The organism is Nitrospira sp., from assembly GCA_016788885.1.
In the GTDB taxonomy this organism is placed as follows: Bacteria; Nitrospirota; Nitrospiria; order Nitrospirales; family Nitrospiraceae; genus Nitrospira_A.
On the sequence record JAEURX010000021.1, the window covers coordinates 1 to 11,547 of the forward strand.

Sequence of the window (11,547 nt, forward strand, 5' to 3'; positions counted from 1 at the left end):
CAAAGCCACGGTGAAAGTGTTGCGGGATGGCCATGAACAAGAACTATCCGTCACGCTGGCCGAACTGCCGGATACCCAGCAGGTAGCCAAGGCGGAGATCGAATCCCCGGACCAGCCATTGGCGGGTCTCGCGGTGCAGGAGCTTGATCGGGAAACGGCTCAGGAACTGGGGCTCAAGGGAAAGATTCAGGGAGTCGTGGTCACCAATGTCGACCCGGAAAGCGAGGCGGAACGGGCCGGTTTGATGCCCGGTGACATCATCCGAGAAATTAACCGCAAGCCGGTGACATCCATGAAGGAGTTCGATCGGGCCGCATCCAGTCTCAAGAAAGGGCAAACCGTGCTGGTCTTGATCAACCGGCGCGGTGCATCCCTCTATCTGAGCGCGAAGATCTAAGCTCGAGCAGCGAAATGGAGCGGGTGCCGGTGAGCGCAGGCTTACCGGTAACCCGCTCCGGTCTTTTTGGGCATGAGCAACGCGGGAGAAGCGGAAGACGTGTGGGGCTTGTCGGCCTGGCCGACAGGCTGGGCAATCAGATCGTATCCGGCGACATCTGTCACCGTAACCGAAATGAAGTCACCCGGCTTGGCAACCCCGCGTTCACAATACACCACGCCGTCGATCTCAGGCGCCAAACCCTGATGCCTGGCTTCCAGCAGCCGATCCGATTCCTCAGACACCCCATCCACCAACACGTCGATGGTGCGGCCGAGGTAGTCACGGTTTTTGGATTCTGATATTGACTCCTGCAGAGCCAGCAGCTCATTGCGGCGTTCTTCCATCACCGCCTGGTCGACTTTGCGATCGAGATTCACGGCCGACGTGCCTTCCTCGTCAGAATAGAGGAAGACCGCCACGCGATCGAATTCCATATCGAGCACGAACTGCTTCAATTCTTCAAAGTGCGCATCGGTCTCACCGGGAAACCCGACGATAAAGGCGGTTCGAAAAAAGACGCCGGGAATTTTGGCTCGAATGCGTTCCACCAGTGTCGTGAGATGCTTACGGTCTCCCAGGCGATGCATGCGTTTGAGCATCCCGTCGCTGATGTGTTGGAGCGGCATGTCGAGATACTTGGTGATGCGCGCCTCACCGGCATACAGATCCAGCAACTCGTCCGTGACCTGCTGCGGATACAGATAGAAGGGCCGGATCCATCGCACATCGTCCACGGTGACCAACTCACGCAACAGGGTTGTAAGTCCCTGTTTGAGTCCAAGGTCCACCCCGTAGTTGATGGTGTCCTGGGAAATGAGGTTCAGCTCCTTCACCCCTTCTTTGGCCAAGCGCTTCGCCTCTGCCACGATCGATTCGATCGGGCGGCTGCGTTGCTTGCCGCGCATGATCGGAATCGCACAGAAGGCACAATTGCGGTTACAGCCTTCGGCGATTTTTAAGTAGGCGCTGTGCGGCGTGCCTAAACGGACGCGCGGCGTGTCGGCATCATAAAGATAGGGCGGCTGCCCGAGCCAGAGACGTTGCTGGCGGGCCTTTGGAGCCAACAGGCTGCGACAGATGTCTGCGATGCGTCCGAATTCACCGGTTCCGACCACACCATCCAACTCAGGGAGTTCCTTCAGCAGCTCGCCCTGATAACGCTGAGCCAAACAGCCGGCCGCGATCAAAACGCGACAAGAGCCGGACTTCTTGAGACGGCCATGTTCGATGATGCTATTGATCGATTCCTGCTTGGCCTCTTCAATAAAGCCGCAGGTATTGATGATGACCACTTCGGCGGCACGCGCATCGCCGGTCAGCTGGAACCCGCCGGCCACTAAGGTGCCGAGCATGACTTCGGAATCCACCTGGTTTTTTGAGCAACCCAGATTCACGAAGCCGATGGTGGGTTTCTTACGTTTCGCCCGTGAGGGAGTAATCAATGATGGAGCCATAACCGGTGAGTCTACGAGACGGCGGAAAAGTCTGTCAAACCAGGTCTCTTGCTATTCGTCCTGCCGCTATCCTAGATTGAGCGCATGATCCGGACCTTCCAAGGCATCAAGCCCACCGTTCCGCAATCCTGCTTCATCGAAGACACGGCAGTCGTGATCGGCGACGTCGTGATGGGCGAGGAGTGCAGTGCCTGGTTCCATGCCGTTATCCGCGGGGATGTGAATTACATTCGTATCGGGAACCGGACCAACGTGCAGGACCTCTGCATGTTGCATGTGACACATGACACCCATCCCCTCATCATCGGCGACGACGTCACCATCGGTCACAACGTCGTGCTACACGGCTGCACTATTCAGAACCGGGTGCTGGTCGGAATGGGCGCCATCATCATGGACGGCGCGGTGATCGGGGAAGACTCCGTCGTCGGCGCAGGAGCGCTCGTGACAGAAGGCACCATCGTTCCACCCAAGAGCCTCATCCTGGGATCACCGGCTAAGGTCAAACGTCCGGTGACCGAGCAGGAGCTCGCCTGGATACGGGAATCGGCACAGAACTATATCCGATATTCCCGCCAGTACCTCTCAGGACCGGATAAACCACGCCCGGGGTTTTGGGTTTAGCCGGCGCAATCCCAATCCACTGCAAGCCGCTCATCCGATCCGCATGAGACAAATGGGATCTCCGACGGTGGGTGAGGCGTATGTGCGCGGCTCAATCCGGTAAGGAATGCCTCGCCGGTGGCACCACTCGGCAACCCATACCGCCTCCTCAACCGTCGTGGTTACCAACCCGGGCACAGTCAATCGGCCCAGGCAACGATCGACCAATCGGGCCACCGTGCGTTGTTGCGTGACAAATTGTTTCGCATTGAACGTCACGGGATTTGCCCGTCCGTACGACAGCACTGATAATTCCGGGAAGCGCTCAGGATCATTCAGCACGCTGACCAGCCAGAGGTGATCCACCCGCTGTTTCACCGAACCAGCATCGTGATGCTGAAAGCGGATGGGGACTGCCCCACAGGCACGATTCAGAACCTGTACCTCCTGGCGCCGTAAATTGCAGGCCACCACGCGCCGATCCAACTCAAGGGTCTCCATCACCAGCGGCGGAATCTCCGCAACACCAGCCCCCACATAGAGACTGGCCCCACCCGGCTTGAGTCTGACCTTGAGCGCAGTGGCCACCTTCGTGCCGAGACGTTGACAGGGCCCCCGTTTCGCTGCCCAAAACTCATCGCCGCCTTCATCACAATAAATCGGGCCTAGCTGTGCATAGTCGAGCCGGGAAAATATCTCCTTGATCGCCCGCCTGGTAGCAGGGCCGACCGTCACACTCTTTCGCGCCATATTTCTCCATTCAGCGCCGACGCAGTCCTTGCCCTCAGTCCCGACAAGCCGGAACCAGAGGCCGTTCACATCGCTGTGGGTTGAGGTGCACCCGCGTGGTTGGTTACTGACTACGAGACGATCTCGGTTCCGATACCCTTGTGAGTAAAAATCTCCAGCAGAATGGCATGAGGCACGCGGCCGTCCACGATATGCGCTTTTCCGACGCCGCCGGCCAAGGCATCCAAACAGGCATGCACCTTCGGCAACATGCCTTCGCTAATGGTGCCGCGCTTCACCATGCGTTGCACATCCTTGCGGGAGACCGTGGAGAGATGACGGCCATTGGCATCCCGGATGCCCTTTACATCGGTCAACATCACCAGTTTTTCCGCCTTCAACGCCGCCGCGATCGCCCCAGCAACCAGGTCGGCATTGATGTTGTACGTATTGCCCTCCCGATCCGTGCCGATGGGCGCGATGACCGGAATGTAATGATCTTCCTGAAGCTTCAGCAGCAATGTGGGATCAATCGACTTCACGTCTCCGACAAACCCGAAATCCGCGTCGCGGTCTTCGACGTCGATATCCTTTTCGATGCTTTCCGCCCAGGCCTTGGCCGTCAAGGGCTTGGTCAACATCAAGCCGCCGTCTTTGCCGCTCAGTCCGACCGCCTGGCCCCCGTGTCGATTGAGTAGATCGACGATTTCCATGTTGATCCGGCCCGCGAGGACCATCTCCACAATTTCCATGGTCGCCGCATCCGTCACCCGCACGCCATGCTTAAACTTCGCTTCCATCCCCAATCGATCCAGCATCTGATCAATTTGTGGACCGCCGCCATGCACGACCACGGGGTTCAAGCCGACGTACTTCAGCAACACGACATTCTGTGCGAACCGCGCTTTGAGCGAGGCATCGGTCATCGCATGCCCCCCGTACTTGATGACCACAGTTTTTCCCTTGAACGTCCGGATATAGGGCAGCGCCTCGATCAGCACGTCGGCTTTCTTAATCAGTTTGTTCATGCGTCACTCCTCGCTCCCTGGCTGCGCCTACAAAATATAGCGGCTCAGGTCCTGATCCTTCACAATGTTCAGCAACCGTTCCTGTACATACGCGGCATCCACGACCACCGTCTTCTGCGGCAATTCCGACCCTTCGAACGAGACCTGTTCGAGCAGCCGCTCCATGATCGTAAACAGACGCCGGGCGCCGATGTTTTCTGTACGTTCGTTGACCTGCACCGCCGTAGCCGCAATTTCCGCCAAGCCATCTTCGGTAAACTCCACCGTGAGCCCTTCCGTCGCCATCAGCGCATGATACTGGCGCACCAACGCTCCTCGCGGTTCAGTCAGGATACGCACAAAGTCTTCTTTGGTGAGCGGCGCCAATTCGACACGTATGGGAAACCGGCCCTGCAGCTCGGGAATCAAATCCGATGGTTTGGCCACATGGAAGGCTCCCGCGGCAATGAAGAGGATATGGTCGGTCTGCACGGCCCCGTGTTTCGTGCTGACAGTCGATCCTTCCACAATCGGCAAGAGATCGCGTTGTACCCCTTCACGAGACACATCCGGGCCCATTGCGCGCTCACGACCGGCGATCTTGTCGATCTCGTCCAGAAAGACGATCCCGGTCTGCTCCACTTTGGTGATGGCCTCCCGCACCACCTCGTCCATATCGATCAGTTTCTGCGCTTCCTCCTGAGTCAGGTGCTTCAGGGCATCGGGAACCTTCATCACCCGTTTCTTTTTCTTGCCCTGGAACATGCCGCCCAGCATGTCGCGGAGGTTCCCTTCGAGATCTTCCATCCCGCCCGCATTCGAGATCACCCCGAGCGGCAATGCCCGTTCCTTGACCTCAACTTCGACGGACCGCTGATCCAGCTTGCCCTCGCGCAATTGCAAGCGCAGCTTCGAGCGCGTGGCGTCCGGCGATTCCGTTGACTCCGCAGCTTCGGCGCGCGAGCCGGCATGGTCGAATCCTGCCGAAGTCGAACGGGACGGCGCGCCGGGAAGCAGCAAGTCGAGCAGCCGCTCTTCCCCGAGCCGCGAGGCCTTCCCTTGCACATCTTCCAAATGTTTCGTCTTCACCAAACTGATCGCTTGTTCGGTGAGATCCCGAATGATGGATTCGACGTCCCGGCCGACGTAGCCGACCTCGGTAAACTTTGAGGCTTCCACTTTGATAAATGGCGCTTCCGCGAGTTTCGCCAACCGCCTGGCGATTTCAGTTTTACCGACACCGGTGGGGCCGATCATAATGATGTTCTTCGGCATGACTTCATCACGCAACTCTGGAGCCAGTTGTTGACGACGCCACCGGTTGCGCAGGGCAATCGCGACCATGCGCTTGGCATCCTGCTGGCCGATCACATAGCGATCCAGCGCCTCGACGATCTGCCGGGGCGTGAGACTATTCACATTGAGGGTGCGTGAAGTCGATTCGGTCGTCATGGCAGGCTGATCCTAACGCGTGAGCGATTCGATCACAATCTGTTGGTTGGTATAAATGTCGATTCCGCCGGCGATCATCAGCGATTCCCGAACAATCTGTTCGGCGGCCAGTTCGGAATGCGCCAGCAGGGCACGTGCGGAAGCCAAGGCATAGGGTCCGCCGGAACCGATCGCCAAAATGCCGTCCTCCGGCTCCACCACATCGCCGGTGCCGGAAATAATAAAAGAGTGATCGAGATCGGCCACCGCCAGCAATGCTTCCAAACGCCGCAAGACCCGATCGGTTCGCCAGTCTTTCGCTAATTCGACAGCGGCCCTGGTGAGGTTCCCGCGATATTCAGCCAGTTTGGCTTCAAACTTCTCAAACAGCGTAAAGGCATCGGCCGTGGCACCGGCGAAACCGGACAACACCGTATCGTTATGCATACGGCGCATTTTCCTGGCGTTATGCTTCATGACGGTGGTGCCGACGGTGACTTGTCCGTCACATCCCATCGTCACCTGATTGCCCCGTCTCACACATAAAACGGTCGTCGATCGAATCTTCATCGCGAGCCCTTCTGCTTGTTCGCCGCTCCCGCTTCCCCGGCAGTGTTGGCACGGGGGTGCGTGCGATCGTATAACGCGAGTAGCTGGTCCGTCGCAAGATGGGTATATTTCTGTGTCGTACTCAGCGAGACGTGCCCCAACATTTCCTGAATCGCGCGGAGATCAGCCCCTTCATCAAGCAAATGCGTGGCAAATGAGTGTCGTAGCGTGTGCGGATGAATCGCCCCTCCGACAAGCTGCTGGGAATACTTGGCCACAATGCGCGCAACCGTTCTGGTGGTCAAACGACCTCCGCGACGATTGCGAAAGACGGCCCCTGTATCAGAAGCACGCCTGAGGGACGCGGGAGACGCAGCGCCAACTTGCGCATGGTACGCCTCGATGGCCTCAAGGGCGAGGCGGCTAATAGGGATGATGCGTTCCTTTTGTCCCTTGCCGCGAACACGCACGACACCTTCACTTCGAGAGAGATCTTCACAATTCATCCCGACCAACTCACTGACGCGCGCACCGGTCGCATAGAGAGTTTCGAGAATGGCACGATCCCGCAACATGTCCGGCTGCGGCCCGTCAGGAAACTCCATCAGAGCAGCGGCATCATCCTTCGTCAGAACCTGAGGAAGTGGTTTGGGAAGTTTCGGCGCGTGCACCTCCTCTGCCGGATTCACCTGCAGACGACCGACACGCACCAGATAGCGAAAGAAACTGCGCAGGCAGGCCACTTTTCTCGCCAAGGAGGTTTTTTTGTCCCCCTGGCGATCTCGGGCGGCGAGAAACTCACGAATTAACGCCGAATTGACCGACTCAAGTGGCAACACACCACGAGCATTCAATACCGTGCCGGCAAAGGCCTGAAACTGAGCCAGATCGGAAGCATACGCACGAACGGTCTGAGGAGATGCGCCGTCCTGCACCAGCAGGACGTCTAGGAAATCCCGGACTGCGCGATCCATGCGTCAAAATCCTCGACGGCTCGTTGCTGGATGAGACGCCGCTTCTGATCCTTGTCACGCGTCTTGACGGAGACAGGCGGAAACAGGCCGAAGTTCGTATTCATCGGCTGAAAATGTGCCGGATCACTTTTCGTAAGATGCGCAATCAGGCACCCGTGCGCGCTGGTGGGTGGCGGCGTGACAAGTGGTTGACCGGCCAGGCCTCGCGCCGCATTGATGCCGGCGATCCCTCCCATCGCGGCGGACTCGGTATACCCTTCTACTCCCACCAATTGTCCGGCGAAAAACACGGTGCCGCGGCTCTTCAACTGCAAGGTCTCCCTCAACAATTGGGGAGAATTGATGAACGTGTTCCGATGCAGACTGCCGAACCGCAAAAACTCCGCCTGTTCCAGCCCTGGAATCAATCGAAATACCCGCTTTTGTTCCGGGTAGGTGAGCTTCGTCTGAAATCCGACCATGTTGTAGCAGGTGCCGTGGACATTCTCGGTCCGCAACTGCACGACCGCATAGGGACGCTTGCCGGTTTTCGGGTCTTCCAATCCCACCGGCTTGAGTGGCCCAAACTGCATGGTCTGCCGTCCTCGCTCGGCCATGACTTCGATGGGAATACAGCTTTCAAAATAGGCAACTTTTTCAAATTCTTTCGGCTGAACTTTTTCTGCCGCCATCATGGCGTCGTACAATGCATTATACGCCGCTTCATCCATGGGGCAGTTCAGATAGTCCGCCCCGCCCTTTCCATACCGTGACGCGCGATACACGATGTCCATGTTGATGGACTCGGCGTCGATGATGGGTGAGATGGCATCGAAAAAATAGAGGTGTCGCTCGTGCGTCAGTTCGCTGATCGCCTTCGACAATTTGTCTGACGTGAGCGGACCGGTGGCGATGATCGTGACGCCATCGGATGGGATCTCCGTCACCTCTTCGCGAATGATCCGAATATTGGGGTGTCCTTCCAGCGCCTGCGTGATGGCACGCGCGAAGACCTCGCGATCCACCGCCAGCGCTGACCCGGCCGGCACGCGCGCCTCTTCCGCTGCGCGAATCACCAGTGAGTTCAGGCGCCGCATCTCGCCCTTGAGAATGCCGGGGGCATTGAGCGGATCCATCGATCCCAGCGAGTTGGAACAGACGAGTTCCGCCAGATCGCCGGTTTTGTGCGCTTTCGTCGTCTCTTTCGGACGCATCTCATAGAGCGTCACCTTGGCTCCGCGATGTGCCGCCTGCCAGGCCGCTTCCGAGCCGGCCAGACCGCCTCCGATGATGACGATGTCTTCACGCATGAATGGGGAACCTTTGAAAAGATGGAAGGAGGCACATTGTAAGAATCGCCTTTTCTCGATGTCAAGAAACGGAGGGTGGTGCCACGCATGCCCACGCAGCCGCCATCTCCTCGACACAGGCCACCAAGCCGCACAATCTTCCTGGCAAGCATCGTCGAGTTGGTTGCTCCCTTTCGCCGGACCATGTTAGACTGCGATCGGTGCGGGCGATTAGCTCAGTGGGAGAGCGCTTCCTTCACACGGAAGAGGCCACAGGTTCGATACCTGTATCGCCCACCAATTTTTCAACGACTTCCGAGACAGCACTCTAAAAACCGCAACACCGTCCTCACGTCTCTGCGCCCCAGCCAGTCGACATGCGACGCAGGCCCGCCTTGCCTCCCGGCCAGGAGAAACGTGTTGCTGTGTGACGCGCTCCGACTTGAACATCGTTCCCTCCATTTGAGCCCTGTTCCCGCTCGTCTCGCCCTAGGCGAATCACCGTACCGAAACAAAGGCCCCGGAAAGGGCCACTAGGGGTCACGAGGGGACAAATCGAGGACAGATTATCGGGAGGACGAGGCAAGAAGGGAAGTACGCATAAGGAGGCGTATGTGCGCTTTGCTGCGCTCAGAGCGGCAATTGTGCCGCATCGTTCAGAGCCGGGACACGGAGCAAACAAAAATCGACTCGTTTTGACTGGTACGCGAAAAAAAAGTTTGGAATGCTTTCCCCGGGTTCTGGGACAGGATCGGAGGCAGGTCGAAGTCGGGAAGCCGACGAAAATTGAAGCGCTAACTAATACTTGGGAAGAGGGTTAGTCATCAGCAGGTCCATAGCTCCTGGTGAATCATCCAACTCTGCCAGGGCTTCATATTTACGACTTAGAGCGGACTGGCCGCTTCCGGGAAGTCTTCGAAGGCGTTGCCTTCTTAAAGCCCTGCATCGTCGCGAGGAATACTGCCGTTGAGGCTTTGGACTCATGCGTCAAACAAGACGTTTCTACAGTCTCAATAATAATATCCTCAAAACCGTCCCTGTTACGATCTTCGTATCGATGGGATTCTTGAACAAGCTTTGGCGTGAAGCTGTAGTTGTACTCCCCTGCTTCCGGACAAACCATGAAGTTGCTATCTGGTCCAGACCTTCTAGCTAAATCAATGCGGCTCCAGGTTGTCGTGGAATAGAGCGACAGGATAGCATCCCAATTACCGTCCCGTAACGTTCCGTTTCCTGCCACAATATGGAGCACTCCAGCTTTATCCCGAAGAGTTTTCTCAATCCATGGTAGTCCACGACCGAGTTCAATCGGACTACCATTTCTCTTGAGATCCAGCACACCCAATGAATCAGCATTCCCTCCGCGTTCGGCCCAGAGCATGACTACCGATTCTGTGACACGACATGCGGTAGTATAGGCGTCGTCTGTTCCTAGCCGGTCTGTAACCTGATGCTCATCCTCTGCCGAGATTGCGAGACACTGAACTGCTTCCTCCCCGAGTAGTCCAACATTTCCTGGCCAACTTAGTGCGCTAGCAGAGGAGGGGAAACATGTGGCCATAAGCACGACCACAAGCAAATGCACTTTGAAACAAATGCGCGCTAGCGTCATCTTGGAATACTCCCGCAGTTTGACTGTCAACTCCTTCGGGCCATTCATTGGGGACGCGTCTTTCTGCACGTGGTTCTCATAATGCACAACTCTACCTTACTTCTTGTGTGGGGAAGGTAAAAAAGACCTTTCTCGCAGGAATTCCTTAACGATCAGCTCGTTTTTGACCCGTGCGCAAAAAAAGTTTGGAAGGCATTCCTGGCGTTCTGGGATAGGATCAGAGTCAGGGCGAAATCGGAAGGCGGACGACGATTGAAGCGTTGACGTACAACTATGACAAGGGTGGAAACCGGATTACACAGTTGCGGCAGAATGCCGTCGCATCCAATTTCCCCACGGCCGTGGCCGCCGTCAACATTGCCTATGATGCGGCCAATGAACTCACCCGGTGGAATAGCGCCACGGACAAGAACCATCAGGCACTACAACCCAAAATTCTAGGTCATGTTATGACGTTTCCTGTGAGAAGACTTCTCCGCAAGTTCTTAGGCAATGAGATCAGCGTCAATGAGTTCTGCGGGACATTGGGAGAATGGAATAACCTAGGTCTATGGGAGGAGTTGACGAAGGTCGAGCGGAAGCTTCTGTCAAAGTATTTCTGGAATTACTTGGATATGTACGCAGGTGAAACACTTCCAAAATTCAATGCGTGGGAACGCTTTAGACGGTACATGCGAGGCGAGGGGACATTGATTTGCAGGCTTTAAGGAAAGGCAGCGCCGAACTGCTTACGGCTTTGGAACAAGAACAGATAAAGCAACAGAGGTAGGTGTTGCTTCATCCTTAGAGTCTCTGGTTTGCAGAGCGGACACTTTGATTGAGCGAAGAAGTGAGTGAATGAGGCATCCATTTCTACAGCCAGCAGGCACGCTTCACCAGACAAGCTCTTTCGAGCCCTCACGGTGTTTCACCCATTGCAGTAGTTCGGACGCTGAGTACCTCGCTGCCAGCGGAGATCGAAGCAACGGTGCGCATAGCTTCGCATTGTGAGCAAGCCAGGGATCGACTAGCGCTGCGCGAGCATGCGGGCAAACTCAGCGGCTGAAATAACCGGCACTCCGCTATAGTGTGAGGCCTCGAAATCCTTATCTCCGGTGACGAAATATTCAGGCGGAGGTGTGGTCGCCATGAGATCGATAAATGGTCGATCATGCGCATCACGCAAAGGAGTGTTGGTGGGATGGGGATCGACGATCTGCACTTCGGCTTGGATTGTTTCCAGAAAGCTCGTGATATTCACCCCGGCTCGGGTAAACGCTCGCTGGAGTTTGGGGCGACGCAGAACGGCTTCCAGTTCCGCGAAGGTATCGGGGCTCATGACGGGGATGAGGCGGCGCTGTAAGACGGCCTGAAGGATCCGGGCAGGAGGCCCTGCGGCGGACAACAGGCCGGACACGAAAATATTGGTATCAAGAACGACGCGCACGCTCGCGCCGAACCGCTGCAACCTCAGCGGCAATCTGTTCGGGGGTGACGCCCAG

At 56.9% G+C, this 11,547-nt stretch carries 12 protein-coding genes and 1 tRNA gene; 4 read left to right on the forward strand and 9 right to left on the reverse strand.

Going from position 1 to position 11,547, the window contains the following annotated elements:
- Positions 1-397 (forward strand): PDZ domain-containing protein (locus tag JNL86_06210; protein MBL8042497.1); only part of this gene is annotated, 397 nt, incomplete at its 5' end.
- Positions 398-438: 41 nt separating this feature from the next.
- Here the strand turns inward: JNL86_06210 and rimO are convergent.
- Positions 439-1,893, reverse strand: a complete 1,455-nt coding sequence (gene rimO / locus JNL86_06215) for a 30S ribosomal protein S12 methylthiotransferase RimO (protein ID MBL8042498.1) — start codon at positions 1,891-1,893, stop codon at positions 439-441.
- A gap of 84 nt (positions 1,894-1,977) precedes the next feature.
- Between rimO and JNL86_06220 the strand changes: the two genes are divergently transcribed.
- Positions 1,978-2,517, forward strand: a complete 540-nt coding sequence (locus JNL86_06220) for a gamma carbonic anhydrase family protein (GenBank protein ID MBL8042499.1) — start codon at positions 1,978-1,980, stop codon at positions 2,515-2,517.
- Between the two features lie 30 nt (positions 2,518-2,547).
- Here the strand turns inward: JNL86_06220 and JNL86_06225 are convergent, their stop codons facing one another.
- The 6 genes from JNL86_06225 to trmFO all read right to left on the reverse strand — a co-directional run bounded on the left by JNL86_06225 (position 2,548) and on the right by trmFO (position 8,475).
- The gene (locus tag JNL86_06225; protein MBL8042500.1) at positions 2,548-3,246 is read right to left on the reverse strand and encodes a hypothetical protein; all 699 of its coding nucleotides are present in this window, start codon (positions 3,244-3,246) and stop codon (positions 2,548-2,550) included.
- Between the two features lie 110 nt (positions 3,247-3,356).
- Entirely contained in the window at positions 3,357-4,253 is an 897-nt protein-coding gene (gene argB, locus JNL86_06230; GenBank protein MBL8042501.1) for an acetylglutamate kinase, read from the reverse strand.
- A 27-nt stretch (positions 4,254-4,280) separates the two neighbouring features.
- Positions 4,281-5,684 (reverse strand): ATP-dependent protease ATPase subunit HslU, encoded by a 1,404-nt coding sequence (gene hslU, locus JNL86_06235; protein MBL8042502.1) that lies wholly within the window; start codon positions 5,682-5,684, stop codon positions 4,281-4,283.
- 12 nt (positions 5,685-5,696) lie between these two features.
- On the reverse strand, positions 5,697-6,233 hold the full coding sequence (gene hslV / locus JNL86_06240) for an ATP-dependent protease subunit HslV (GenBank protein MBL8042503.1): 537 nt from the start codon (positions 6,231-6,233) through the stop codon (positions 5,697-5,699).
- Positions 6,230-7,186: a tyrosine recombinase XerC gene (locus JNL86_06245; protein MBL8042504.1), complete on the reverse strand. Its 957-nt coding sequence runs from the start codon at positions 7,184-7,186 to the stop codon at positions 6,230-6,232. Before JNL86_06245 ends, hslV begins: the two co-directional genes overlap by 4 nt.
- Positions 7,159-8,475 carry a methylenetetrahydrofolate--tRNA-(uracil(54)-C(5))-methyltransferase (FADH(2)-oxidizing) TrmFO gene (trmFO, locus tag JNL86_06250; GenBank protein MBL8042505.1) on the reverse strand — a complete coding sequence of 439 codons (1,317 nt, stop codon included), beginning with the start codon at positions 8,473-8,475 and terminating at the stop codon, positions 7,159-7,161. Before trmFO ends, JNL86_06245 begins: the two co-directional genes overlap by 28 nt.
- Positions 8,476-8,679: 204 nt before the next feature.
- On the opposite strand from trmFO, the gene JNL86_06255 reads away from it, so the two are divergent.
- Positions 8,680-8,754 (forward strand) — tRNA-Val (locus JNL86_06255).
- A 577-nt stretch (positions 8,755-9,331) separates the two neighbouring features.
- Here JNL86_06255 and JNL86_06260 read toward each other — a convergent pair.
- Positions 9,332-9,835: a hypothetical protein gene (locus tag JNL86_06260; protein MBL8042506.1), complete on the reverse strand. Its 504-nt coding sequence runs from the start codon at positions 9,833-9,835 to the stop codon at positions 9,332-9,334.
- A gap of 491 nt (positions 9,836-10,326) precedes the next feature.
- Between JNL86_06260 and JNL86_06265 the strand changes: the two genes are divergently transcribed.
- Entirely contained in the window at positions 10,327-10,773 is a 447-nt protein-coding gene (locus tag JNL86_06265) for a hypothetical protein (GenBank protein ID MBL8042507.1), read from the forward strand.
- Between the two features lie 299 nt (positions 10,774-11,072).
- On the opposite strand, the gene JNL86_06270 is transcribed toward JNL86_06265, so the two are convergent.
- A partial coding sequence (locus tag JNL86_06270; protein MBL8042508.1) for a putative toxin-antitoxin system toxin component, PIN family occupies positions 11,073-11,547 on the reverse strand: 475 nt, incomplete at its 5' end.